The organism is Shimia sediminis, assembly GCF_003990645.1.
Lineage (GTDB): Bacteria > Pseudomonadota > Alphaproteobacteria > Rhodobacterales > Rhodobacteraceae > Shimia > Shimia sediminis.
This window is the reverse complement of the sequence record NZ_RYZK01000007.1, coordinates 152779-179701: the sequence shown is the minus strand read 5'-3', so window position 1 is coordinate 179701 and position 26923 is coordinate 152779. Positions and strand designations below refer to the sequence as shown.

Annotated in this window: 18 protein-coding genes and 5 pseudogenes; 5 read left to right on the top strand and 18 right to left on the bottom strand. The window is 53.7% G+C overall.

Annotation, left to right across the window (positions count from 1 at the left end; genetic code table 11):
- Window positions 1-216: 216 nt before the first annotated feature.
- The 4 genes and pseudogenes from EK369_RS15455 to EK369_RS15440 form a co-directional block, all read right to left on the bottom strand.
- Window positions 217-967, bottom strand: a pseudogene (locus EK369_RS15455) (IS5 family transposase).
- 112 nt (window positions 968-1079) lie between these two features.
- Window positions 1080-1919: pseudogene (locus tag EK369_RS15450) on the bottom strand (integrase core domain-containing protein).
- A 299-nt stretch (window positions 1920-2218) separates the two neighbouring features.
- Complete coding sequence (locus EK369_RS15445; protein ID WP_164727018.1) at window positions 2219-4450, bottom strand: arylsulfatase; 2232 nt, start codon at window positions 4448-4450, stop codon at window positions 2219-2221.
- Between the two features lie 113 nt (window positions 4451-4563).
- On the bottom strand, window positions 4564-5622 hold the full coding sequence (locus tag EK369_RS15440; protein WP_127115165.1) for an ABC transporter ATP-binding protein: 1059 nt from the start codon (window positions 5620-5622) through the stop codon (window positions 4564-4566).
- Window positions 5623-5846: 224 nt separating this feature from the next.
- Here EK369_RS15440 and EK369_RS15435 point away from each other — a divergent pair, with 224 nt between their 5' ends.
- Window positions 5847-6845, top strand: coding sequence for a LacI family DNA-binding transcriptional regulator (locus tag EK369_RS15435; protein ID WP_127115164.1), 999 nt, complete (start codon window positions 5847-5849; stop codon window positions 6843-6845).
- 2 nt (window positions 6846-6847) lie between these two features.
- Here the strand turns inward: EK369_RS15435 and EK369_RS15430 are convergent, their stop codons facing one another.
- From EK369_RS15430 to EK369_RS15420, 3 genes are all read right to left on the bottom strand, one after another.
- Window positions 6848-7681, bottom strand: a complete 834-nt coding sequence (locus tag EK369_RS15430; RefSeq protein WP_127115163.1) for a carbohydrate ABC transporter permease — start codon at window positions 7679-7681, stop codon at window positions 6848-6850.
- On the bottom strand, window positions 7682-8563 hold the full coding sequence (locus EK369_RS15425; RefSeq protein ID WP_127115162.1) for a carbohydrate ABC transporter permease: 882 nt from the start codon (window positions 8561-8563) through the stop codon (window positions 7682-7684).
- An 84-nt stretch (window positions 8564-8647) separates the two neighbouring features.
- Complete coding sequence (locus EK369_RS15420) at window positions 8648-9973, bottom strand: ABC transporter substrate-binding protein (protein ID WP_164727017.1); 1326 nt, start codon at window positions 9971-9973, stop codon at window positions 8648-8650.
- A 314-nt stretch (window positions 9974-10287) separates the two neighbouring features.
- Between EK369_RS15420 and EK369_RS15415 the strand changes: the two are divergent.
- Window positions 10288-10515 (top strand): annotated as a pseudogene (locus EK369_RS15415) (transposase); the annotation flags it as partial.
- 146 nt (window positions 10516-10661) lie between these two features.
- On the opposite strand, the pseudogene EK369_RS15405 reads toward EK369_RS15415, so the two are convergent.
- Window positions 10662-11759, bottom strand: a pseudogene (locus EK369_RS15405) (Tn3 family transposase); the annotation flags it as partial.
- 186 nt (window positions 11760-11945) lie between these two features.
- On the opposite strand from EK369_RS15405, the pseudogene EK369_RS15400 reads away from it, so the two are divergent.
- A pseudogene (locus EK369_RS15400) lies at window positions 11946-12703 on the top strand (IS5 family transposase).
- Between the two features lie 328 nt (window positions 12704-13031).
- Here the strand turns inward: EK369_RS15400 and EK369_RS22160 are convergent.
- The 8 genes from EK369_RS22160 to EK369_RS15360 form a co-directional block, all read right to left on the bottom strand.
- Entirely contained in the window at window positions 13032-13316 is a 285-nt protein-coding gene (locus EK369_RS22160; protein ID WP_235871441.1) for a molybdopterin-binding protein, read from the bottom strand.
- A complete protein-coding gene (gene moaC / locus EK369_RS15390; protein ID WP_127115158.1) occupies window positions 13306-13821 on the bottom strand; it encodes a cyclic pyranopterin monophosphate synthase MoaC in 516 nt (171 codons plus the stop codon). The genes EK369_RS22160 and moaC overlap by 11 nt, the downstream gene beginning before the upstream one ends.
- Window positions 13815-14585, bottom strand: a complete 771-nt coding sequence (locus EK369_RS15385; RefSeq protein ID WP_127115157.1) for a HesA/MoeB/ThiF family protein — start codon at window positions 14583-14585, stop codon at window positions 13815-13817. Before EK369_RS15385 ends, moaC begins: the two co-directional genes overlap by 7 nt.
- A 1-nt stretch (window position 14586) precedes the next feature.
- Window positions 14587-14841 (bottom strand): molybdopterin converting factor subunit 1, encoded by a 255-nt coding sequence (gene moaD / locus EK369_RS15380; RefSeq protein ID WP_127115156.1) that lies wholly within the window; start codon window positions 14839-14841, stop codon window positions 14587-14589.
- A 2-nt stretch (window positions 14842-14843) separates the two neighbouring features.
- Window positions 14844-15866: a GTP 3',8-cyclase MoaA gene (gene moaA / locus EK369_RS15375; RefSeq protein WP_127115155.1), complete on the bottom strand. Its 1023-nt coding sequence runs from the start codon at window positions 15864-15866 to the stop codon at window positions 14844-14846.
- Entirely contained in the window at window positions 15856-16383 is a 528-nt protein-coding gene (locus EK369_RS15370) for a DUF2478 domain-containing protein (protein ID WP_127115154.1), read from the bottom strand. Before EK369_RS15370 ends, moaA begins: the two co-directional genes overlap by 11 nt.
- Window positions 16380-17645: a molybdopterin molybdotransferase MoeA gene (locus EK369_RS15365; RefSeq protein WP_164727016.1), complete on the bottom strand. Its 1266-nt coding sequence runs from the start codon at window positions 17643-17645 to the stop codon at window positions 16380-16382. Before EK369_RS15365 ends, EK369_RS15370 begins: the two co-directional genes overlap by 4 nt.
- Window positions 17646-17733: 88 nt before the next feature.
- Window positions 17734-20406, bottom strand: a complete 2673-nt coding sequence (locus EK369_RS15360; RefSeq protein WP_127115152.1) for a molybdopterin-dependent oxidoreductase — start codon at window positions 20404-20406, stop codon at window positions 17734-17736.
- A gap of 151 nt (window positions 20407-20557) precedes the next feature.
- Here EK369_RS15360 and torR point away from each other — a divergent pair, with 151 nt between their 5' ends.
- Complete coding sequence (gene torR / locus EK369_RS15355; protein ID WP_127115151.1) at window positions 20558-21262, top strand: two-component system response regulator TorR; 705 nt, start codon at window positions 20558-20560, stop codon at window positions 21260-21262.
- On the opposite strand, the gene EK369_RS15350 is transcribed toward torR, so the two are convergent.
- Window positions 21248-24061, bottom strand: coding sequence for an ATP-binding protein (locus EK369_RS15350; RefSeq protein WP_164727015.1), 2814 nt, complete (start codon window positions 24059-24061; stop codon window positions 21248-21250). The two genes, torR and EK369_RS15350, sit on opposite strands and share 15 nt — an antisense overlap.
- Between EK369_RS15350 and torT the strand changes: the two genes are divergently transcribed.
- A complete protein-coding gene (gene torT, locus EK369_RS15345; protein WP_127115149.1) occupies window positions 24012-25058 on the top strand; it encodes a TMAO reductase system periplasmic protein TorT in 1047 nt (348 codons plus the stop codon). The genes EK369_RS15350 and torT overlap by 50 nt on opposite strands.
- Window positions 25059-25366: 308 nt before the next feature.
- On the opposite strand, the gene EK369_RS15340 is transcribed toward torT, so the two are convergent.
- The gene (locus EK369_RS15340) at window positions 25367-26476 is read right to left on the bottom strand and encodes a helix-turn-helix domain-containing protein (protein WP_127115148.1); all 1110 of its coding nucleotides are present in this window, start codon (window positions 26474-26476) and stop codon (window positions 25367-25369) included.
- Between the last annotated feature and the right edge of the window lie 447 nt (window positions 26477-26923).

Below are 26923 nucleotides of genomic sequence, written 5' to 3'. Positions count from 1 at the left end.
CTTCTGGAAACCGAAAAGCTGGTGCTGGCCCCCGCCCGCGCGCCCGGCTTTGACTTTGACGCTTTTGAACGAGCTTGGACGGCCTTTGAAAACGCCCGAACCTGAATGCAGAGCGAACGGTGTTTGACCTTGGCCGCGCCCCTACCCTTCGGGCGCGCAATACCCGCGGTGGAAAATGACACAATAACAGATTTTGTCGCTAGGAGCTGTTGACGTTCATTTTGTGTGAATGAGAGTTGTCGCGATGGAGTTAAAGGCTTTGAAGCTCAGGTCTGCTTTGCAAGATCGCATAGCTATCCCTCTATTTTCCTTCAATTTGCCAAAGTAGTTTTCGATCAGGTGCCGCCAGTTGTAAGTTTCCTTGTCGAATTCCGCCGGGAACTTTCTGTTGGACTTGGGCGGTATGACTGGGGTGATGCCGCGTTTCAGCAAGGCATTGCGAAGCCAATCCGCATCGAAAGCTCTGTCAGCCAGAAAGTGCCTGGCGGACAGATCGCGGATCAGCGTGTCGGTCTCGCGGAGATCATGAGCTTGTCCGGGCATCAGACAGAAATCAACGAGGTTGCCGAGCGCATCTATCAGGGCCAACATCTTGGTTGTTATTCCGCCGCGAGAGCGGCCAATGGCCTGGCAGAGAGACCCCCTTTTGCGCCCTGACCGGAGCGATGCACTTTGACGATGGGACCGTCAATCATGGCGTATTCAAGATCGACGTCCGAGGTTAATGCTTTGAACATGCGATAGAAAGTGTCGGCCTTCACCCATCTGCGAAAGCGTTTGAAAACACTGTTCCATTTGCCAAACTCAACCGGCAACTCACGCCACTGCGCCCCTGTCCGCACAATCCAAAGCACCGCCTCGACGAACAGTCGAAGAACGCGCCCGGTTTGCCCGGATCGCTCAGTTATCCACGACAATACGGTTCAATGATCGCCCACTGGGCATTGGTTAGGACTCTTCGCGTCAAATCTGCTCTCCTCTGTTTGCAACCTTGAATCAGAAGTCAGGTGAGTTGGGAATCCTGAACTGCTCTGCTACCCAACCTTCTGCCACCCTGGACTAGAGTTTCCCGCCGTTTCTCAGTATGGCGGGCTGGTATCGCCATGTGAGTTTGCCAGCATTGCCGGTGGGATGTTCCCGATGGCGCTGTGCGGTCTCTCTTCGTTGTAGTATTTGCGCCTTTCCTCCATCTTTTCGCAAGCATCCGACAGTGACAGGAACCAATAGGCGATCAGGCATTCTGCCCGGAACTTGGAGTTAAACGCCTCAATGAAGGCGTTATCGGTTGGTTTGCCCGGCCGTGAGAAGTCTAGGATCACGCCGCGCTGATAAGCCCAGAGATCCATGTCTCGCGAGATATGTTTGCTGCCATTGTCGACTCTTATCGTCTTGGGGTAACCGATCTGACGACACACGCGATCCAGTGTCGCGACCACATCTTTCCCCCGATAGCTGAACTTCGGATCGATAACCGTAGCGCACACGCGTTTCGCAGATTTCTTTGACCCGTTTCTTCAAAGCTGCCGGATCGGTGCGCCGGGATTTGTAGTGGTAGGTGGAACGATCAAACCGAAGAGCCCCACAGGCCCGTCGGATCGATACCGACCAGTCCGAACACATCCCGTCAATCAGTTCGCGCTTGCGACCCGGCTTCAGAGCTTTCTTTTGATGACGTCCTGCAGCATCTCACGGTCCATCGTCATGTTCGCCACGATCCGCTTCAGCCGGTTGTTCTCGTCTTCAAGGTCTCGCAACCGCTGCATCGCCGATGGCATCAAGCCAGCATACTTTTTCTTCCAGTTGAAGTTAGTCGCCTGGCTGATCCCAGCCTCGCGGCAGATCTCGGCAACAGTCTTGCCTTCCTCGCCTTGCTTAATGATGAACGCCTTCTGCGCGTCCGTGAACCTCGATGCTTTCATGCGTTTCCGCTCCTTCTCCCAGCTAGGAAATCATAGCGCAAAACTCTAATCAGGATCGGTAGAGAATTCGGGTTTCAGGGCATTGACCGAAAGCCGGGTTCGCTATCGGCGCTTGGCCAATATTCTCGAGGCTAACACGTTGCTGAAATACAATCGCACAGTGGCTTAGCTTGGCAAGTCGCCAGCAACGCAGCAAGGTTGAAGTAAATTGGTCATTGGAAAGGTGTGATCAGATCAAAGCTGAAGCCCGCGGCTTCGGAGACCAACTGGTGGAAGTCCGGATTGGCGCCAATTTCCCTCTAATGTTCATCCATTAATGCCTGAAACCTTTCTTCATCGGATACGTTTGATGGTCTCGGAAATGTTAGGACGGCGTCCTTAAGTCCAATAGTTAGCGGATACGGCGCTTTGTACCGTGGGCTGACCGCCGCGCCGGGATCTCGCCCACAGCAAAGTCCGCTGTTCAGGGCGATGCCTTTCCAACAGTATGGAATGTCACGCTCCGCGGACAATTCACCGTCAATAGACATAGAGACTCTCGCCCGGGTTCCGTCAGACACCAACGACAATGATATTTTGTTTTCGCCTTTGTTCAGGGCCTTTTTGGCAGTCAATTCAAAGTTCTCCTCGAGAGAAAATCGATAATCGAAACAAAGGTGCCCAACTTCATTCACAAACAGAGAAAACCCGGCCAGCTGGCCGCCAATGGCCATAACCACGCCAGACACATTGGTATTGTCGACCGTCAAGACTGCATCAAAATCCCAGGGACCTGTCATATCCGGCAGTTCCATGCGCGAAATCTGGGATGTGCCTAGAAACAGGCGAAGCGGCGTATCTGGGATTGGTGCGCTGCCCTCGTGGATGCGCTCTGCTTCCCGATCATCAAGCGGCAATACTTTATTACGGCGTGCTTCCTGCCACCAAAGAGATTTAAGTTCTTCTACCAAATCAGGATGCGCATCGGACAGATCTGAGCATTCTGAAAAATCATCCTCCAATCGGTACAGCTCCCATTTGTCCTTGCTAAAATCTTCGCCGGCGAGGTGATGAGTAACTGCTTTCCAGCCGTCTTTCCAAAGAGCGCGATCACCGAATAATTCGAAGTATTGAATGTCCTTGCTGGTTGGCGCGCTTGCATCAAAGAAGCTATATTTCATCGACACACCGTCCATTGGGATTTGCTGTTTCCCGCCGAAATCATCAGGCAATTCTGCTCCGACGATGTCGAGCATTGTCGGCACGAGATCTGCGACGTGGTGAAATTGAGAGCGCCAGCCGCCTTGATCCTTCAGTCCCTCAGGCCAGTGAACAATCAATGGAGATCGCACCCCACCGCCATGGGTATCCTTCTTGTACCACTTCAAAGGCGTGTTGGAGGTTTGCGCCCACCCCATAGGGTAATGATTGAACGCTTCGGCCGATCCGATCCGGTCAATACCGCGCAGTCGTTCATCATCATCTTCGGGGCAGTAAAGCCTGTGCTTACGGTTATCAAGCGTGCCAACGGCCCCTCCTTCGGGGCTGGCACCATTGTCGGACAGACAGACGATAATTGTGTTTTCTAATTCTCCAGTTTCTTCTAGCGCTTCAATTATCCGCCCAAATTCGGCATCGGAATGATGGAGAAAGGCGGCATATGCTTCCTGCAGCCTGCTAGCGAATTTGCGCTGCACATCTGTCATTTCCCCCCAATCCAAAACATCTTCATTCATTGGAGGAAGTTGAGTGCTTTCCGGAACGACACCCAATTCTTTTTGCTTTTTCAGGCGCGCCTCACGAACCGCTTGCCATCCTTGCTCATAATGCCCGCGGAACTTGTGCAAAGCTGCCGGTGGCGCGTGGTGGGGCCAGTGGCAGGCGCCTGGTGCCGTGTAAAGAAAAAATGGTCTGTCAGCCCCGCCACTTGCATGCTCGTGGATCAAGCGCACCGCATTGTCTGTCATATCTGTGGTTAAAAAATAGTCGTCTTTGGACGGCGCATCTATGTAGCGATTATCCTCGGTGAGTTCCGGGTGCCAATGGTCTGCGTAAGAAGTATGAAATCCATACCAGCGATCAAAGCCTCGCCCAAGCGGCCAGTGCTTAAATGGGCCTGTGGGATTAAGATCACCATTTGGAGTCAAGTGCCATTTGCCGACCAACCAGGTCGCATAATCCTGTTCGCGCAGAATTTCGGCAATTGTAGCCGCGTTGTCCGGGATGTAACCCCGGTAGCCGGGATACCCAAGGCACCACTCTGAAATGATACCCATACCGACGTTATGGGCGTTGCGACCCGTCATCAGGCACGCCCGTGAAGGCGAACACATCGCGGTTACATGGAAATTGTTGTATTTGATGCCGTCCTTTGCCAATCGGTCAAATGTTGGCGTTTCAATCTCTGAGCCATAACATCCCAAGTCAGAAAAACCGACGTCATCCAGCATGTAAAACAGTATGTTGGGGCGACCCCGGCGCTTGTTCTTCAAAGGCTTCACTTCGGGCACACTGTCATGCCAAGTATCACCGATGACGGCTTTCTGTGTCATTCGTCTTTTCGCTCTCATTTAAATGTGCCTTCAAATCTGACACTTTGGGCTACGGGTTTCTCAACGCTACAGACTAGGTGCTATGCCTGTTCCGGACATCGGCTGGAAGAGCATCACTCCCGGATTCGATTTCCAGTATCCGGGTCAAACAAATAGATGTGGTTGGAATCAATTTTTATGCCAACGATATCATCCTGCTCTTTACGCAAGTGGCGGCTACCTCGGGCAATAACGCGCTGTTTCCCCCACTGAACGGTGAGAAACGTTGCCTCGCCGGTGTTTTCGAAGGCGTAAATACTCACGTCTATATCACCTTCACCGGGATCGGTAACGAGCAAGTCGTCAGGGCGCACTCCAAGTACGGCTTTGGAACGATCTGCAACATCAACATTTACCAGTGCGGTGCCACCCGTAGAGTGAAACTTGCCGCCCTTAATTGATCCCTCGATCAGATTCATTGCAGGAGATCCAATGAAGCTTGCGACAAATAGGTTCGCTGGTTCGTTATAGATTTCATCCGGTGTACCCAGCTGCTGGATAATACCGTCTTTCATGACCGCAACCCGATCAGCCAAAGTCATCGCTTCTATTTGATCGTGGGTAACGTATACAGTTGTGATGGCGAGTTCGCGGCTCAGGTGCTTTAGCTCAGCTCGCATGGTCACCCGAAGTTTCGCATCCAGGTTGGACAGCGGTTCGTCCATCAAGAAAACCTTGGGCTTTCGCACAATGGCTCGGGCCAATGCGACGCGTTGTCTTTGGCCGCCTGACAGCGCCTTCGGCTTACGAGATAGAAACTCCGTCAATTCGACCTTGGCTGCCGCTGCCTCCACGCGCGGGCCAATTTCGGACTTTGGAACCTTTCGAACTTTTAATGGATAAGCGATGTTGGCGTAAACGGACATGTGTGGATAGAGGCCATAGTTTTGAAACACCATAGCGATGTCGCGATCTTTCGGCAGATCGTCATTTACAACCTGATCGCCAATCGAGATCTCGCCGTCTGTGGGAATTTCCAAGCCTGCGATCATGCGCATTGTCGTCGTTTTTCCACAACCCGATGGCCCAAGCAGCACGAGAAACTCTTTGTCGTGAATTTCAAGTGATTGGTTGTCGACGCCAACAAAATCGCCCCACCGTTTGGTTACGTTTCTTAAGACAACGTTTGCCATTTTGACGTCCTTCTTTCTTACTCTGCTTTCGAGCTAATCGTTGGTATCAGAGGTGGCCCTATTGAACCGGCGACAACTGATACCCGAATTTGCGTCTACTGGGCCTGAACAAGCTATGTAACTACTCAATCAGCACCAAAAAAGTTTTTTTGCATCCGGATGCAATTTGCGTTTTGTTCGTAGATGTGTCAAGCAAATACTGTAATTTGTTCTACCAGGTCACAATGAATAAGCTCCGTCCTACCTCTTATGATGTTGCCCGTTTGGCCGGTGTAAGCCAGTCGGCAGTATCCCGTACATTCTCCCCAGGCGGAAGTGCGTCATCAAAAGTACGAGACAAGGTTCTGGCGGCGGCAGAAGAGCTTGGATTTAGACCTAATCCAATCGCGCAGTCACTCAGTCTTGGGCGATCCAAAATGGTCGGTTTGGTGATCACCCAGTTTACCCAGAAAAACTTTCCAGTCGCATTACAATCAGCGGTCGAAGTTCTGGGTCGAACAAGCGAAAGCCTACTTTTACAAATTACAAACCCTGAATCGATGGGCGATGAAGCTATTGCCAAAATGATGGCAGATAGGGCGGATATGATCATATCCACCACTGAAATTTCTCCTAAAACGGCTCAGCTTTGCGTCGATGAAAACGTGCCGCTTGTATTGATAAACAGACGTGTCGATGTTTCCGGGATTGACCATGTTGCTTCAAATCACCGAGGCGTTATGAGAAAGTTGGCGCATCGCTTTGCAGCAAAGGGCGCGAAACGCCTGCTGTTTCTTGAAGCGAGTCACAAAGGTTGGGTTAACGATGAGCGTAAAACTGGCTTGATCGAGGGATGCCGCGAGGCCGGCTTACCTGATCCCGTAATACAGATGTCAAAGTACTCATATTTGGGTGGATTCGAGACAGTACTTGAATACGGAAAAACTATTGGCGACTTTGATGCCTTGGTCTCTGCCAATGATCCGATGGCTCTTGGGGCGATGGATGCCCTGAGGTTGCGCTTGGGGCTTCGTATTCCAAGCGATATCATGGTCGTTGGCCACGATAACTCCCCAATCGGTCGCATGTTTTCATACAACATGACGACAGTAGAACAACAGATGGAACAGATATTCTCGAAAGCGATCGAGCTTGGATTCGAACGTCTAAAAAATAGGAAAGCGGACGATACTAACCTGTTTTTTGAATCTCAGATCATCAGCCGTTCATCTGCTCCACTTTGATACTATCTATCTGATCCAGAAGTTGCACCATGTACGAAATGTCGCTGGATAAAGTAACTTATGGCAAACATGGGCAGCAAAATAATTGTCCCGGTTGCGGCCATCAATTCCCAACGTTCACCTTCCTCTGTCAAGAATGATCCAAGCGTGACTGGCAAGGTTACGGCCTCCTTGCGCGTCAATATCAATGCATGAAGGAAATCATTCCAGGAAAAAATAAAGCAAAAAATCCCGGTGATGAAGAGGCCAGGCACACAAACAGGCAGCACGATATCCTTGATAACCCTAAACCGCGACGCGCCGTCGACTAATGCCGCCTCTTCCATCTCGACCGGAATGCTATCAACGAAACCCTTCAGCATCCATATCGAGAATGGTAATACAATCGATAGGTTGATCCAGATCATCCCAATCTTTGTGTCCAAAAGCCCCAGAGTTCGAAACATTAAGAAGATTGGTAAGATGACAACCATAGGCGGTACGAATTGGGTGGCCAGAACACCAAAGAACATCAACTTCTTGTTACGAAACGGAAAGCGAGAAAAACTGTAAGCTGCCAAAAGTGCGCAAGGAATGCCAATCAAAACAGTAAATGTGGAGATTATGACTGAGTTCGTCAGTTTACTGCCAAGAAAAAATGGTCTCTCGAATATCTGACGGAAGTTATCAAGCGTTGGCTCAAAGAACAAAGCCATCGTATAGACGTCGCTAAGCGGTTTGAATGCAGTCAGCATGATCCAAAGAATCGGGCCCAGAAAAACCGTTATTACCAATGCTATTGCAGCACCGCGCAGAACCATTTGTAGGTCTTCCGTCTGTTTTCGGGTGAGCGACATTTATGTTTCTCCATCCTTGGGGAAAATCAATCGGAAATAGACAAGTGACACAAAGACCAAAAGCACCGCGAGCAAGACGGCGACAGCCGAAGAATAGCCCATGTCATATGCGACAAATCCCTGTCGGTAGGCGTAGAACGTCATTGTTGATGTCTTCTCGCCAGGCCCCCCTCCAGTGAGCAGGTAGACATATTCAAACATCTTGAACGAGAAAATCGCTTTCAGGACACAGGTAATTGCAAGAACTGGTGCGAGCAGTGGCAAGATTATCGTCCAGAACCGCTTCCAACTGGATGCACCATCAACGGCCGCGGCGTCCAATGTCTCTTTTGGGATGCTAAGAAGCCCCGCGATCATCATTAAGGACAAAAACGGCGCCCAGTTCCAGATGTCGGTGATGATAAGCCAAGTCATTGCCCAGAAACCGCTTCCAAGCCAATCAATTGAGGCGGCAAATGGCAGGAGTTTATCAATAATTCTGTCAAAAATGCCGAATTCTGGATTTAGAAAAAAGCGAAAGGACGTGCCTTGTAGCGCAGGGGACATGGCAAATGGCAGGGCTACAATGGATCGTGTGATAGAGTAGACCGTACCCTGACGCGATAGAAGCAACGCGATCAAGAGTGCAAAAAACACCGCTCCCAATACAGAACCGAGCACAAAGATTATGGTGACCTGCATGGAGTTCCAAAAAGAGGGATCATCAGTAAAGGCGCGAACATAGTTCTGAAGCCCGACAAAATCAGTAGGAGCCCGCGATCTGCTTAGCCGCCAATCCATGAAGCTCACTGAAACCGCGTATCCTAAAGGATAGAGGATCGTCAGAGTTACCAGCGCAAACGCCGGCATGATCAATAAAAACTTAATGTGACGATCGTGCATAGCGGACTCGTTTGTTTAAGTTAGCTCGAAAAATGACCGCTCCGTTGCAACCTGTCACAACAGAGCGGATGACATTATGGAACACTAGCCACGATCAAGCAGTTTTTGAGCTTCAATAGCCGCCGCATCCAACGCTTCTTTGGGATCAGCACCATTGGCCACAACGTCAGAAATAGCGTTGGAAATGAGCTGCATAATCTCTGGCCACGAATCGAGCTGGGGGAAAATGCGTGAGTTACCAAGACTGGCGGCAGCGGCGGCTTGCAATCCGCCATTGGCTGCATTCACCTCACTGTCGATCAAGTTCTCACGGTGCAGTGCAACAATAACGTTGCGCTCACTCTTGTCGATAACATTGGCTTTTTCCAGATCAGCATTACTGACCCATTTCAAGAATTCCCAAGCAGCTTCTTGATTCTCCGATTCAACATTGATTGCCGTCGGCATTGACATGGCGAATGTCACTGACTCGCTATTGCCAAAAGCGGGCATGCCTGCAAACCCAACTTGCTCAGCGGTCAGGGTAGTATTCTTACCTAAAATACGTGACCCATAGTGCCACCACCAGCCCATGTAAAAGGCGCTATTACCAGCTCCCATGGACAGCGACCCGTCACCCTGCTCGAAACTTTTGGCACCCTCGGAATTCACCGCAAATTTATTTTCAAGATCCGCATAGAACTGCAATGCTTCAACGGCTTCAGGCGAATTAAACACAGCCTCGCCGTCTTTGATAAGCTCGCCGCCGTTGCTCCACATTAGGTTCATCCAAACCGGGACATTTTGTCCGTTTTTGTTCGAGTAGTAAGAAGCGATCCCAAGCCCTTCTTTCTCCTTGATAACTGTCGCAACCTCAACGAGTTCGGCCCAAGTTGTTGGCACGGCGAGCCCATGTTTTTCCATCAAATCTTTACGGTAAAACAATAGTTGTGCATGCCCGCGTAGCGGTAAACCGTGGACCTTACCATCATAGGTTGAACCTTGCTGATGAGCGCCGAAATAGCGCTCCATTGAAACACCGTCTGCGATCATCATGTCATCAATAGGCATGAACATGTCTTTAAGCGCGGGGCCCCAACTATCCATGTAGTTAATCAAATCTGGCTCACTGTCGCCGGCAACTTTATGCGAGAGAATACGTTCTTGAAGGTTTCCGAACGGAACAAAGTCAAATTCGACCTCGATGCCAGTCAAATCGGTGAACTCTTGCAACCGCGCCGCATGACCGTCGTATTGACCCGCCACTGGCGCAACATAAGTCAAGGTTGTACCGGCGTAGGGTTTGCCGGAAATCAGCCCGTAAGGCAGATCTTCAGCCGCAGCTGAGCTTGCAATCGCCGAAGCGGTGAAACTTGCTCCGATGGCAGCAATAATTATGGCACGTCTGCTAATAAACATCGTCATCTCCATTCTCTCAAAACTTAGTAGCTTCATGGGTACGAGTACACATTAGCGATTTTGCATCCGGATGCAAATCTATTTTTTTGGGGCTGGCGCTGCTTCCTGCTGAGCATTCATTTTTGAAGCAGTCCGCCTTTAATCTGAGCTGTGTGCTGGCCGGAAGAGCCCCCCCGCATCAATTTTGATGATCAGGAGGGCGCGTAACCTCCTGCACACAGCCCAATTCACCGGATTCTCCTCTCATTATGCTATCCCCGAAAATCGGACTGTGACGCATGCTGCGAATTGTAATCTGCTGATCTTCAACAAGAAGGAGATCAGGAATGTCGAAACGGAAGCAACCTAATCCAGTGTTCAAAGCCAAGGTCGCGCTCGAGGATCACGTTCCTCAAACTCACCTGCTGCGCTCGATTGATCGGTTCGTGGATCTGAGTGGTATCCATCAATTTCTTTCGGGTTTCTATAGTCACACTGGTCGTCCATCTGTCGATCCTGAACTGTTGATCCGCATACTTCTTGTTGCCTATTGCTTTGTCAGCCGATCCATTCGGCCCAGTCTTCGTTCTCCTCTCGTATCCCCTTAAGGATTACGATGAACCGAAAACTCTCGTTAAAGCACTATCAGAAGAAATCAGCTTGAAGGGGTCACTGCATGAAATTGACTTTTTTGTCCGGTTCGTGCGAACGGACCGAGAACTTATGCAGCGTCCTGTAGCTCGTTTATCCGAAGTGGCCTGAGGCGGTCTGGGCTGAGTGGTGGGTTCATGTTCCGCAGATAGTCCCCGGTCAATCCTACATGGGCCCAGCCAAGCGGCGCGATATGTTTGATGATATCATTTGGGATGGCCGCACCGTTTTTCCTCAGTTCAGTGATTAAGGCTTCCAGATATTTTGTGTTCCACAGGATGATGGCAGTGACCAGGAAGTTGAGGCCCGACGCTTTGTGGATCTGACGCCCATAGCGGCGATCGCGCATTTCGCCGTGCTGGTTGAAGAAGACCCCGCGTGCGAGGGCGTTTCGGGCTTCTCCTCTGGTCAGACTTGCGCTGGTTCTTTTCCGCAATTCCAGGTTGCGCATCCATTCCAGGGCAAAGAGGGTTCACCCCAGTTCGCGCAAAGCAATGGTGAGTCCGTTCTGCCGCGGGTATGCGGACAAGCTTTTGAGTATCACCGATGCGCTGGTGGTCCCGGCCTTGATGGACGTTGCCAGCCTGAGGATTTCGGACCAATTGTCGATAATGTGACCTGCTTTGATGGTGCCGCCGATGAAGGGTGTCATGATTACCGGGGGCTTCATGCCGGGCAGGAGATACAATTTGCGATCCTTGAAGTTTCGCAACCGTGGCGCAAAGCGGAACCCCAAGAGATAGCACAGGGCAAAGACATGGTCTGTCGCGCCGCCAGTATCCGCATGATGCTCTTCGATTGCGACACCCGATTGGTGGCGAAGCAGACCATCCAAAACGAAGGGTGCTTCGCTTACGGTGGCGGTGATGACCGTCGAGTGGAATGGGCTGAACTGATCGGAGATGTGGGTGTAGAACTTGAGACCCGGGGTGCGCCCGTATTTTGCGTTGATGTCTGCCGAAGCCTCACCGCGACCGCCGGCCTGGAAGAACTGGCCATCTGAGGATGACGTCACACCGTCCCCCCAGAGTTTGGCCAGCGGGAGTTGGCGTTGCACGTAGACCAAACAGGCCAACGCGGCTGAATAGGTCTCCTCGCGCAAATGCCAGTCCTGCGCCCATGCGATTTGCCGGGCGGACAGATTGTGGGTTGCTGCGGCCATACCGCTCGAAAAGGCCAATACGAGGATTGCGATACCGGGGTCGTTAACGAAAACAACTTCGTTGCAAAACTGTTCACGGAAGCTGAATGAACAGCCAACTCTACCGTTAAATGCAGCCGTCAGTCACTAGGGTCAGGATGCATTGATTTCTGCTGCGCCACGTGATTCACGGCTCTGAAACGGAGCAGTGACATGAGCGATCTATACTGGCTGAGCGACAAGCAGATGGCCAAGCTGGAACCCTTTTTCCCGAAGTCTCATGGCAAACCTCGTGTGCACGATTAGCTGGTGCTGAGCGGCTTAATATTCATCAACCGCAATGGCGTACGGTGGTGCGATGCGCCTGCCGCCTATGGCCCGCACAAGACGCTCTACAGCCGGTGGAAGCGGTGGAGCGAGAAAGGTGTTTTCGCGCGGATGCTTCCGGAGCTGGCTGATCAGGGCGGCGGTACTGACACGCTGATGATCGATGCAACCCCCACCTGAAGACGCACCGCACAGCCTCAAGCCTTGGGCTGAAAAAAGGGGGCAGCCGACTGATCGGGCGCACCAAGCGTGAGATGAACTCGAAACTGCACGTGGTAACAGACGCGGCTGGCCACCCGCTGCGGATGTTTCTGACTGCCGGCCAGCGGAGCGATTACATCGGCGCGCGGGCACTGCTGGACGGTCTTCCTGCCGCCGAACACATGCTGGCGGCCCGCGGATACGAGGCGGACTGGTATCACAATGCCCTTGAAGACAAGGGTATCACGCCGTGCATCCCTTCCCGAAAGAACCGCAAGGTTCCGATCACACATGACGAAGGCTGATACCGCTAGCGCCACAAGGTCGAGAACAGCTTTGCCCGGCTAAAGGACTGGCGCCGCGTCGCAACCCGCTACGATGGGTGCCCCAAGGTTTTCCTGTCCGCATGCGCGCTGACGGCCGTCGTCATGTTCTGGTTATGAATCCTGACCCTAGTGCAACGGATCCTCCTGAACAGCAACTGGACTTGTCACATTTTTTACGGGTCAACAATTCGTTTATCTTTTTGGTCGGAATGCCTTGCACAAATCTGGGTTTGTTTCGATCCTTGCCGCCCCAATCAGATCCAAGCAGTACGGCACCGCAGAGAAGACGGCTTGCAGGTAGGTGGCGATTGCAGCGGGTTTCCCAGGCAGGGTGACGATCACGGACTTACCTCGGATGCCGGCATCCTGACGAGACAGGATGGCAGTAGGCACTTACTTGAGGCTGGCCAGGCGCATGGATTCACCGAACCTGGGCAGGCGTTTGTCAATAACACCGTCTAGGGCCTCGGGCGTTTCGTCTCTGGGGTGCCAGCCCGGTGCCGCCACACACGAGGATCAGGTTTGCATTTTCGGCACCCGCAAATTCACGCAGGGCGGCAGCTACAGTATCGCGACCATCTGAGACGATCTTGCGCATGTATGCAGTGGCGGAGGTTACCACATTTCGCAACCAGTCTTCGGCTGCCGGTCCACCCATATCCTCGTATTCCCCTCGTGACGCCCGGTCGGAAACCACAAGGATCCCAATCAACGGATTCTCAATCGACATGATCTCTCTCCGAATTTTCTATTGCTCGGGCATCATTGGTGGCGTCGTATCGACCCGATTTGCCCCCCTCCTTGTGCAGAAGGCGTAATCCGGTCACACACATTCCCCTTTCTGCAGCCTTGAGCATATCATAGATGGTGAGCGCGGCGACCGAGGCTGCCGTCAGAGCCTCGATCTCAACACCTGTCTGCCCGGACGTGGCAACGGTTGTGCGGACATGGACACGCGTCTTGCCCGGCTCAGGATTGAGGTCTACGGCTACGCGGGTCAGCGCCAGAGGATGGCATAGCGGAATGAGATCTGCAGTGCGCTTTGCCGCCATGATTCCGGCTATACGGGCCACACCCAGAACATCCCCCTTGGCGGCGGTTCCGGCCATGACCAGCTCAAGAGTTTCGGGGCGCATATTGACATAGGCCTCGGCTATTGCGACGCGATGACTGTCAGGTTTGGCGGACACATCCACCATATGTGCATGCCCAGACGCATCAAAATGGGTCAGCATTCTCTTTTCTCTCTAAAATGGATGTCACCACAGACAGGACAAGTGCCGTCACGCGCGACATTCAGCACGCTTTGCTCATTCCACAATGTATCAAACAACATCAACTTTCCGCGGAGGGATGCCCCGGCGCCGGCAATGTGCTTGATTGCGTTCAGCGCCATGGTTGCGCCGACTACTCCTGGCAACGCGCCGACGACACCTTTGGTCTGGATCGGCCGCTGTTTCTGTACTTCTGGAAACACACAGGCAAAGCAGGGCCCGCCGTGTACTGGGTCATAAAGGCCGATTTGACCTTCCCAACCCGAGATCGCCCCGGAGAGCAAAGGCACGCGAGCCTTTACACAGGCGCGGTTCAACACATAGCGTCCGTCGAGGTTATCGGTGCAGTCAATGACAAGGTCATAACGGTGTACCAGAGACGCAGCTTGGGCCTCACCGACCCTGAAGGGATATGTCGCAATGTCGATTCCTGGATTGAGGTCGTGCAGCCTTTCCAACGCCGAGTACGTCTTGGGTTGGTCAAGCCAACTCGTGGAATGCAGCACCTGTCTCTGAAGGTTGGACAGTGACACGACATCGTCATCGGCAATACCGATGTGACCAACCCCTGCCGCAGCCAGATAGAGCAAGACAGGAGCGCCAAGACCGCCAGCACCGACAACAAGCACGCGCGCCGCACCAAGTCGGTCCTGCCCCGTCTTACCGATCTCGGGCAGGATATGGTGGCGGGCATAGCGACTTTCGGAAACTGCGCCGTCAAGCATTTCAGCCTCCTGTCATGGGGGGGAAGAAGGCAACCTCGCGTACGCCATCCAGCGTGGCATCAAAATGCGAGAGGTCCTGGTCCAGTGCGACACGAATGGCAGAAGGGTCGGCAAAGGCCGCCGCATAACGCGGCTCTCGTGCAGTAAGTTCCCTGACCAGGTCCGTCACATGCGTTGCCGTGCTTTCAACCTGTTCCCGTGGCAAACCGATGCGTTCCCGCACCCAGGCAAAATAGACAACATCATAAACAGCCATGGTTATCCTCCAGTATGGTTCATTCCGCGTGACACGGCACCGGCGACTTCACCTGCGCCATAGTCAAAGTTATGCCCTTTGGGCTTGCACATCAGGACGGCGCGGATCGCGTCTTGAACGTCCAAAACACTCGCAGACTCGCGCAATGCGGGGCGCAAATCACGAGAACCTTCGCGTCCAAGACAGGTGAACAACTCGCCACGGCAATTCACGCGGACGCGGTTGCAGCCGGCGCAAAAGTTGTTGCTCATCGGAGTGATGAAGCCGATCCGTTGATTGGTTCCCTCCACGTCGCAATATTGCGCGGGGCCACCTGTGCTGAACGACGTATCGCGCAGGATGAGGCGTTGCTCCAGCATTGTGCGCACTTCCCCAAGAGGCCAAAATTGCCCCAGCCGGTCATCTGATCTGACCTCGCCCATCGGCATCACTTCGATGAAAGATACGTCGCAGCCGCGCTCCAGCGCCCAATCCACAAGATCAGGGATTTCGGCATCATTGAAACCACGCAATGCCATTGTGTTGATCTTGACCTGCAACCCTACGGCACGGGCAGCTTCGATGCCTTTCAGAACCTGCCCAAGTCGTCCACGACGGGTGATCTCAGCAAACTTCTCTGGGTCGATTGTATCAAGCGACACATTGATACGGCGCACGCCGTTGTCCGCCAGTACCGAGGCAAATCGTGACAGTTGCGTGCCATTGGTTGTCAAAGTGAGCTCGTCCAGCCGACCGGACGTCACCTCGCGGCCAAGCGCCTCGATCAGTGACATAATCCCATGGCGCACCAGGGGCTCACCTCCTGTCAGCCGCACCTTGCGAACGCCGAGGTCAATGAATGCGTTCACGAGTTTCGCAAGCTCTTCGATGGACAAAAGCTCGCGCTTTGGCAGGAACGTCATGCGCTCGGCCATGCAGTAGGTACACCGCAGATCGCACCGGTCGGTCACCGAAAGGCGCAGGTAGTTTACCTGCCTCCCAAATCCATCCGTGAGCATTTGAGGAGTGCGAAGATCACGCGGCATGTTGCACTCCGTGCGTATGATCAAACCACTGGAGAATGGTGTTCGGGTTCATTGGAAGGTTACAGGTTAGAGCCTGACCGAACGCTACCCATTCCTGCTGATAGGTGGGGCGTACGGCAGTTAGAACGGGCACTCCGTGCACCATGGCTTGGCAGATCAGGTCGCGGAATCCGCTCCCTTTGCTTTCACCACGCCCAAACCGGTTCAGCACCAGAAGATCCACGCCCCGATCAAGTTCCGTTTCCAAATAGGCTGCGCATTCCGCGAGCGCGCCTGGATGCAGTCGACATCCCCGCGAACCGTTTCCAAGAGGTTGAGATATCCGGAATGTTCTGGTCTCTCCAATTGTATGGAGGTCCATGTCTGCGCAGTGGCATTCCCGACCGACCTCGCCACGCGACTGTAACACGCCGCGCACGCGGTATCCGTCATGGGAGAGTGTTGTCGCGACTTCGGCCAGAAGGTCATCGATATCGCCGACGTCAAATTGGATTCCGGCCAGCAAAGGATAGGTCATTGCACTACTCCAGCAAAACTGAATGGTTGCCAATTAAGGTAATCCCCTGGCGCGACACTGTTGGTCTCAGCCGGGACGATGGCCAGGCCATCAGCTTCGGCCAGAGGAAAGAGCGTGGCTGAAACACTGGCCCCGAGGCGCGTGAGTTTCGGCAAGCCGTCTGCATTGTAGCCCCCAAGCTTTACTGGAAAGACCTCGGCCCTTCCTGGTTTGTGCGTCCATTCGAAATCGGCCGTTGCACTGTGGGAGGCAAATGCCTTTGGTGCGCCGCCCGAAAGGCGTTCGATCTGAGATGCAACGAAGAGATGGAAGCCAACGAAGCTGGCAAATGGATTGCCAGGCAATCCTGTCACGACGGCGTTTCCCAATCGTCCGAAAGCTACGGGTTTGCCCGGTTTGATTGCCACACGCCAGCCATCCAGCGTGCCACCCGCTGCGAGAAGCGCGGTACGGACGTGGTCACGGCCACCAATGGATACCGCACCCGAAGTCAGCACGAGATCAAACTGGTCGCGTATGTGCTCAAATGCACGGGTTGTCTTGGACAGGTCATCAGCCAACACGCCCAAATCCGTAACTTCGGCACCCATTTGAGCACAAAGGGACAGCAGCATTGGCCTGTTTGCATCGTAAATCTGTCCCGGAGCACGCGCATGCGTCGTCAACTCGTCACCGGTCGAGAAAACGCCAATCCTGACGCGCCGGCGCACAGAACACTTCTTAAAACCGTTGGCTGCGAGCAGCCCCATATGTCGCGGGGCAATGCGTTGACCAGAGTACAGCAGATTGGCACCTTTGGGTTGATCACTTCCAGCACGGCGAATGTTGTCACCACGATTTGGCGCGATCTGAAAGCGCACAGTTTCACCAATCACATCTGAAAGCTCGGACATGATGACGGCATCTGCACCTGATGGAATTGGAGCCCCGGTGTAGATCCGCGCGGTGGTACCCGGGCGTAGGTCAGAAGGCGCATCGCCCGCAGCGATTGTTGCCGAGATCCGCAAAGGCGTACCGTCTTGGCAACCCTCGGCGCTGACGGCGAACCCATCCATTGCCGAGTTGTCAAAGAAAGGCATGGCCCTCGAAGCCAAAACGCTTGCTGCGGCGGTCCGATTTAAACTTTGGACCAGTGGAACCTCTTCCACTTCGGCGACGGGGTTAATCCCGGACAAAGAATGTGAAACGGCAGAGTCCAGCGGCATCAGGTCTTGCTGGACGCGTTCGCATCCGCATCCCAGATTTTGCGATCTATCCAACATTGCGACCTCCTGGTTTTCTCTGCTTCGTACATGCGGTGAAGGGGACAAAGTCGAGAGGGCGGCAACACCGCCCTCTCGTTGTTTGTATTTAGTGAGCGGCGTCAGCCGCATTCTTCATGAGATAGTCCATGACAAGTTCGCGTTCACCATCGTCCAGACCCGCACGTTCGAACATGGACGGAACGATGCCTTTCCACTGTTGCTGTGTATAATGGGTTACTTCACGTGGCGCATGACAGACGGTACAGCGCTCAAAGAACATCTGTTCACCGGGGGTCATGTCTGCGTAAAGCGCTTCAGTCAGGTCTCCAAGACGATCAAGCCCCAGCTTTTCATCGTCGATGGACGAAATCACCATGTCGCTAATGATGGCTGGTTTTTCGTAGGCCAGGTTCGGACCTTCCGGGTCTTCACATTTACGCATTTCGATCAAAGTGGTGTTGGCCGAAGTTGCCTCGGACAGGCCGGACGCACGTTGTGTCGAGGTGATAAAGTTCACCAGACCAGAGTTACAGCGCCCTTTGCTGTCCAAAGACGGCCAGCATCCCTCATAGATCGAAACCACACCCGGCATGATGTCGTCAGAGACAACGGCACCGGCAATCACTGTTCCGCGATCATTGTACAACTCGACCAAATCACCATCTTCGATACCGCGCTTTGCGGCGTCTTGCGCATTGATCCGAACCGGCTCACGACCCTGCACCTTGTAGAGGTCGCGCAGGGTTTTCGACTGGTCCATCTGGCTGTGCAGGCGGAACCACGGATGAGGCGACACGACGTGCAACTGACCTTCTTTGGCACTGCCGAGGTATTCGTGTTTCTCCAACCACATCGGCATGCCGGGGCAATCTTCGATTTCCATGTTTGCGATGTTCTCGCAGAACATCTCGATTTTACCCGAAGAGGTGTGCAGCGGGCTGCCTTCGGGATCTTCGACAAAGGCCGCATGGCGTACCCAGCCGCGGGCTTCGGTTGGAACTGGCATCCGGGCATAGCCTTTTTCCCAGAACTCCTCGAAGGGCAGGTCTTTGGCGGCACCTGATGCCTCATAGGCAAGCTTGATGTGATACATCTTGTCTTCGCTGTCGGTAAACTGTGCCCACAGGCCAAGCTTGTCAGCAAGACCTTCAAAGATCTCGTAATCCGGCAGGGCTTCGCCCATAGGTTCGATAACCTTTTTCATCGCGTAGACACGGTCGTTCGAGTATGTGCCCCCCGATGTAATGTCGTCTTGCTCCAGAGTGGTCGCAGCAGGCATCACGATGTCGGCCCAGCGGGTTGCCGCTGTCCACCAAACGTCGACGCTAACGATGGTTTCAACTTTCTCCAGCGCCTTGATCAGACGGTTGGTATCCTGCTGGTGTGACATAAAGTTGTTACCAGCGTTGAAGATCATCTTGATGTCCGGATAGACATTGGTCTGCCCGTTGTAGAAGAACTCAATGCCGGGGTTTTCCAGCGCTTCGGTGATCCGCGAGGCTGGCACGATTTTTTTGACAAAGTTGCGACCTTGGCTCATGCCAACCGGTGTTGCGTTGCCACCCTGAGGCATGCCGCCGTTACCATAGTGCCAAGAGAAGCCGACACCTTCGCCGGGTTTTCCGATTTTGCCCAGCAAGGCCGCAAAGTTGACAATCGACCAATAGGCCATTTCACCATGTTGCGCGCGCTGGATGGCCCAGGATGCGCCAAAGCTGGTTTTCTTAGCCGCAATCAATTCGGCCAGATCCATGATTTCCTGTTCGTCTATGCCGGTGATGGCCGACGCCCATGCAGGGGTTTTAGGGGTACCGTCTGTGTCACCCTTGACGTAGGCAAGCCATTTGCCTGCGCCGACAGTGTACTTGTCCATGTAGGCACGGTCTTCTAGGCCATTTTCCAGAACATGGTAAGCCATGGACAGGAACAGTGCGGTATCAGTGTTCGGAATAATCCGTTTCCACTCGGCGTTCAGGTATTCGTCACTGGCTGTACGCTGTGGGTTGATCGACAGGAACTGGACACCATTGTCGCGAATTTCTTCCCAATGCGCGTACATGCCGTGATCGGCGACGCGGTATTCGACACGGTTGTTTTTGATCGGGTCACAGCCGACAAGCACGAACAGTTCGGTGTTGTCGCGGATAGTTTCCCATGCAGATTGTGCAGAATAGACTTCCATGTCGCCAATGATGTGCGGCATGACGACCTGACCGGCACCGGCAGACCAGTCTCCAGCCGTGTTCGTGCAGCCCCCCATGAGGTTGATCAGGCGGCCCTGAAGCACGTTGGGGCGGAATACGCCAGCGTTTGACCAGCCGCCGTAAGACGAGCTGAAGATGGCTTCGTTGCCGTGGTTGGTTGCAGTATCCAGCAGCGCCTTGGCGGTCAGACTCCAAGCGGTGTCCCAATCAACGCGGACGTATTCTTCTTTGCCGCGCAGTTCGGATTTGATGTCGCCGCTTTCCCAGCCCTCAAGATAGGATTTACGCACCATCGGATAGTCGATCCGGGTCTTGTCATAGGTGCGATCAAGGATGCCGTGGCTCAACATTTCGGTTGGGCGGGCATCCAGTTCCATCATGCTGTTGATGGCAACAATCTTGCCATCTTTGACAACCGCCTCGAAGGTGCCAAAGTGGCTGGCGTGGAAAGTGCGGGCCGAGAAGGAATTCGGGTCAATCGACGCAAGAGCGGTCGAGCCCATCAGACTGCTGGCCCCGAACAGGGCGGCGCCCCCTTGCAGGAACGAACGGCGGGTTGGGTTGGCAAAAGTCATGATATCCTCCACGGATTTGGAATTTTCTGACTTCAATTTTAGGTGCCGGTGATAAACAGGTCTTCCGCAGGCAATGAACGCACTGTTCGAGTTTGTAAAAGAATGTAACAATGGCTTCATTCAAAGGCACACGGGCGCTACGAGAGATGCCATGACCCAGCACATCATCATCATCGAAGACGACAGCGTTACGCGTCGTCGCCTGGCAGGCGCCTTGCGCAAACAGATTTACCGGGTCAGCGAAGCCGAAGACGCAGACCAAATGGAAGAGATCCTTGCGCGTGATCCGGCAGACCTGTTGTTGGTGGATATCAACCTTGAAGGCAAAGATGGGCTGACAATCACACGCGAACAACGGGCCAAATCCAAGGCCGGTATCATCTTGCTCACCAGCCGCGACGATCAGATCGACCGTATTATCGGGTTGGAAATGGGGGCGGATGATTATGTCACCAAACCCTTTGACAAACGAGAGCTGTTTGCCCGTGTCAAAAACCTGTTGGCCCGGATCAACGAGATCGGCACGGCAACTCCTAAACCAGACCCTGTCTGGCAATTCGGTCGTTGGCAGTTGAACCGCATGCGGCGGCGTCTTGAAGACGAAAACGGCGCAGTGGAGCCATTAACCCGCGCGGAATTCGAGCTTCTGCATGCTTTTACCCGCCATCCAGGTGTGATCCTCTCCCGCGAGCGGCTATTGGATTTGATACAACATCGCCAATGGGCGCCTGACAATCGCACAATTGATGTCTTGGTTGGGCGATTGCGCAAGAAAATAGAAACCGACCCAACCCAGCCGGATTGGATTATTACGGTTCATGGCGAGGGGTACGTTTTCGCGTCACCCGAGAGCTGAAGCAGAAACGCGAAGGTCCAAGTCTTTTGCGGTTTCCACGAGCGTCTTTTGAGCATTCGCAGCGACCGCCACCAACATCGGCTCGACGTTCGCCAAGTTTCCTTGATCGCGCGCCACCTGTTCAACTTGGGTCAAGCGGTCGCACAGGTCATCCAACCGAAAGTTTGCCGACGCCCCTTTTAGGCGGTGCGCCAGTTTTCGAACTGTCTCAAAATCGTCAACCTTTGCTGCCGCGCTTAACTTGGGAAGCGTATCTGACAATTGCCGCAAAAACTCGTCTATGATTTCTGTGGTTTCTTCGATGCCCAGATCCTCAATGTCTGCGGTCAAACTGGCACGGACAGACGACGCGGGTTCAGGTGTGCTGGGGAAATTTTGCGACGGCCGCAATACGTCGCTCAGCTTTCTGGGAGAAATCGGTTTTGTCAAAACCTTTTCAACACTCAATCGCTGCCTTTCGTCTGGTGTATCCAGGATGTTATGAGCCGTCAGCGCAACAAGACGAGGCGGATTGATGAGTGACCCGGTGATCTCGCGAGCCACTTCGGCACCAGACATGTCGGGTAGATCGATATCCAGGAGGATCAGATCAAAAGGCGTCGACAATACTGCATCGATGGCTTGTGCGCCGGTGTGCGCCTCGGTGACAATGCATCCCAGTCGTTCAAGATAGCCCTGAGCCACCATACGATTTACCGGGTTGTCTTCAACAAGCAGCACCCGCTGCCCCAGATCAGCGCGCGGCGCCGTCTCGATATGTCTTTCCACAAGCGCCAAATCACCTTGGGGTAAAGGAACGCTTAGCTTGAAACGCGACCCAATACCGGGCTCACTTTCTACACTCAACGCGCCACCGATAACTTCACTTAATCGACGCGAGATCGAAAGGCCGAGGCCCATGCCTTGAATGTCCGCCCGGTTACCGCGGTCTGCACGACCATAGGCATCGAAAATGTAGTCCATGTCCTTGGCAGCAATGCCGATACCGGTATCCAAGACGGAGAAGGTCATCACATGACGTCCGGTTTCCAGATCAAAATCGTGATCAACTATCAGATCGACGCGCCCATCGTCGGTGTATTTAGTGGCGTTGGACAAAAGATTCACAACGATCTGTCGGATTTTGGCGACGTCGCCAAACAAAGCGAATGGCAAAGTATCCGGCGCAACAACATGGAAACCGAGGCCGTTGGCTTCTGCACTGACACTCAAATAGGTTCCCAATTGCCCAATCAGATCACGAACGTCGAAATGCGCTGGATCATCCTGTAACCGCCCCCGCTCTGTGCTGGCGTAGTCCAGCAAATCATTCGTCAAACCCAACAGGTGTTCAGATGAAGCTCGGGCGGTGACGACGCGGTTCAAGTCGTCTTTCTCGGCCAACTCTTCTTCGAGCAATCGAAGCATTCCGATAATTCCATTCAGGGGTGTTCGAATTTCATGGCTCATCATCGCCAGAAACTCAGATTTTGCCCGATTGGCCGCTTCGGCTTCGGCGCGGGCCAGATCATGCGCTTTCATCTCAGTAACGATATCGCCAGTGCGTTGGCGCACGGTTTCCTCAAGCTCGTCACGGAACTGCCTGGCCTTAGCGGCGCGACCGCGCAGAATATGGAGTGCTTTCTCCATCTCTCCGATCTCGTCGCTGCCACTGACAGGTATCGAACGCTTGTAGTCTTCATTCGCCAAAGCTTCGATGTGTTGCGCCACACCGCGTAGCCGCATGACAACTTGGCGACGCGCAAACTGCCAACTCACCAGCGCTGCCCCTGTCACCAGAGTCAGAAGTAATACCAATCCTGCCGTGATCCAGCGCGACAACACTTCGGTTCTTTGTTGTGACTGCAAGGCACTGGCTTGCATCCTGGTAAACAAAGTGTCGGAAAAAGTTGTCAGGCTGATAACATCCGTGCGAATACCAGTCAGTAGATCCAGTATTGCAGCATCAGCAACCAACACGCTGGACTGAAGTGCATACGCTCCGTCAGGAGACATCTCAGAGGATAATTTGGTAATCAATTCATCTACGCGCACCTGCGCGGCACCTGATTCAAGATAGACCAATCGCCGATTGGCAAAATCAAGTTCATCAACGACGGTTTCTCGCTGTTTTGCCAGACCCTCAGCACTCGACTGATCTGCAATCTTCAAAAGCAGTTGCCCAGCTGTGTCAACGGCCCGGCCCAACTCGACCTGCCGGTCGTAGGCAAAGAAGTCCCGATCTGCAAGGCTGTTCAATGAGTGCCGGGCAGTGTCACCATGCAGCACATAAAGGTCAGCGATAGTTGCGGTGACACGAACGCGGGCGATGTCCAGTTGGCTTGCCAATATGTCTTGGGCTTCATCAAGCCTTTCTGAAACCATGGACAACCGTTCATCCAGTTTTTGCTGTTGAATCAACCGCTTTTCCGAAACGCTCGCCAATCGCGTCACAGAGGATTGCAACCTGTCCAAAATCTCGAGGCCCGCCGACGGTCTCGAAAGATCATCAAATTCGCTCAACTTCGCAAAGTCGTCCTGCAAATCTTGCATTTCGATTTGCAGGGAGCGCACCAGCATTTGAAGATCCGACGGGTTTCCTACTTCTGAAAACGACGGAGCAAGGGCCGCGATAAAAACACTTTCATCGGATATTTTCCTGGCCAAAGACGCAGCAGGCAAATTGTCCTGAATCAATGCATGTTGCTGCCTGGACAGATACCAATTCGCCGCAAGTGCCGCTAAGCTGACAAAGACGGATAGGCCCACAATGAATGTGAACACCCGTAGCAATTGTTTGTCAAAGCCAATGCGTCGCATTGGGCGACGGTATGGCGTTTTATGTGCAATCGCAATTGCGTCGCTTAGCCTGAGTGACGTGGGGTTGATTTGGGCACCCTTGCCTGCCCGTGCCCAAACATCAACGCCGAAACACACAGTGTCGGTCTGCGTCGTCGTCCCCCACTTCAAGGATGAATACTGGCTAAGTGTAGGTTTTGGACTGCAGGAGGAAGCCGACGCAATGGGCATTCAGTTGCTGGTATACGAGTCCGGTGGCTATCATGCATTGGCAAGGCAAATTGCGCTTTTGCAAACCTGTATATCCAAGGGCGCTGATGCGATTCTTTTAGGTGCGGTCTCGGCAGATGATCCGGAATTGCTGGCAGCCATTCAAGTGGCCTCGCAAACAGCTCCGGTCATCGCACTCGTTAACGAATTGCACTCGCCCAATGTCGCCGCTGCCATTGGCGTGGACTGGCGGAAAATGGGGTATGTCGTCGGAGAGTTTTTGGCCAAGCGCCACCCGGTAGGCAGCCTAGAAATGCAGGCTGGCTTTGTCACAGGCCCCAAGGATTCCGGCTGGTCTCCTTTGCTTGAAAGCGGTTTGCGAAGCGCCCTGTCTGGATCCTCGGTGGAAATTGTCGCCACGCGGCACGCAGATACCGGCATGCGCGAACAACTGCGGGAAGTCGAAGATATTCTGAACGCAGAGACCAATCTGGATTACCTCATAGGCAGCGCACCTGCGATAGAAGGAGCGATGGGCCTGTCCGCGCGCTCCGCTGAGATATTTCCCAAAATGATCGCAACATACATAAGCCACTCAGTGCGGCGCGGGCTTCAAAGCGGCGCGGTTTTGGCAGTTCCCTTTGACGATCCGGTTGAACAGGGGCGGCTGGGCGTGCGCATGGCCCAAAAGTCAATCCTCGGCAAAACGTACCTACAAATGATCGGGCCACCTATCAATCTGATAGAGAGTGGATCTGTAGACCAAGTTCCACTTTCTCCCGCCGGGTTTTTGCTTAGTATTGAATAGGCAACCTTGAAAAGAAAGAAATGCAGGCCGGTAGACGTCGGGCTTTCAGCCCGTCAAACCATGCTATTCAACCGGCTGATAACCGCGTCTTGTTTTGACCGTTGACGTCAAAATAGCGGCCATATTTGCCTGGCGTTTTGTCTCATTCATTTCCACCAAACATTGCCCCTGCCCCGCCCTGTCCCAATGCGCCCCCCAACGTCGTGTGAGTAACCAGACCCCAAACATGACTCACACGATTTCTATCGCACAAAACCGGTGCAAATTGATCTCATCGTCATGGCGTTCCAGATAGATCGCCCTGCCCTTCATAACGCCACCGTCCAGAACCTGTACCGATCCTGCCCGGTAACTTCCCGCACCAAGCCACGCTCTGTGAATGTCTTGAGATTGCGACGCACGGACACAGCCGTGCAGCCGACTTCCTCTGCCAGCCAGTCAGCAGACACAACCGACGCCTTCATCAAAGCCGCAACCATCCTTGGCGGTGTGCGGCCGGACAGATCACGGATTGCCTCTGTCGCGCGTTGCCGCCAGCGCTCCAGCCGGTCCAGCTCCAAAACTGCGCCAAGCGCGCCAGCCTCGATCGCGCCATAGAACACACTCAATCGTTCTTCTGCCCCAGTTGAGCCTGCACGCAAAGAATGACGATCCAACCGGTGTCCCGGGGCCATCGGCAGGAACGGCGCCAGCCCGCTTGCTCCGATCAGCAGCGCGGCCGTTGTTGGCTCGAGCAGCTCTTCATACGGCGTGATGCCTTCCGCGCGCCAGCTGGCAAACCCATAGGCCGCTTGTGTCAGGGGATGACAGTCTGACACCGCGTCCAACCCGAACACCCAGTGGTCACTCAAGGCGATGAGTTCATCCCCGACCGCGCGCTCGGCACCAGATACCCGTTGTGGCGACTGAACGGACGTGCGCCCCAGAAAGTCATGCAATCCACTCAGCGGCCCCCCTGCCCCGGACCCCATATAGTCGCCGGCACACAAACGCCGCACCGCCCAACTTGCGCGGCTGAGATCCTGCGCGGAGTCATCACTGGCGATACGCAGGGTGCGATAGAGCGCAATCTGTTCCGAACTCAGCCAGGTACCCTCTGTGCGCAGCACGGCTGACACAGACTCGATGGCAAAACGTTCGGCCACGTCAGGGGGAAATAACCTCATACGTTCGCCAAACCTGATGACCGCCTGCACCGCCCGCAGCAGATTGCGATAGCACTCTTTCTCGGCCGCCTGCCAGACCCTGGCATCAAGGCTGGTTTCGCGCGCCGCAACGGGCCACGGCATATCGGTTGGGGCCATGTCCTCCGGCGTGGCGGGCAGAAACCGCAGATCCTCTTCGGGCGCCGGCTCCGGGTCGTAAAGCGACCTTTGAGTCTCTTCTGGTTCACCCTTGTATTTATATGCACCAACCATGTTGCGATCAATTTATGAGGTTTTTGTTCACAACCCAAGTGGGTTCTCTGGCACTCATATCAAGCACGATAAGTAACAATTATCTCATATAATCAGATGGTTGAGAGATGTTTCTCTAAAAATTTATCTGCTAATAGACCCAAATAGGCACCCTCGTTTTCCTCAAAGAAATCGAGTCCATAACGGCGCTTAATCTCAAAAACGGGCGCAAAACCGCCTCGGCTTTCCGATCACAATTACGTCCAATAAGTTTGCATTATCGGCCTCTGTGAGCTGTTTTTTTCCACACATCATACTCGGAGCACAAAAGCCAAATCCGGCATGCGCTTTCTTTCACCCCCGCCCCCATTTCTCCCCTCACCGTCTCTTCATCGGCCGTCGCATTCTGGCGCGTCGCACGAAGAGGCTAATGGTATCGACCTGATCGTCGAAGCGGCCTTCGGGGAA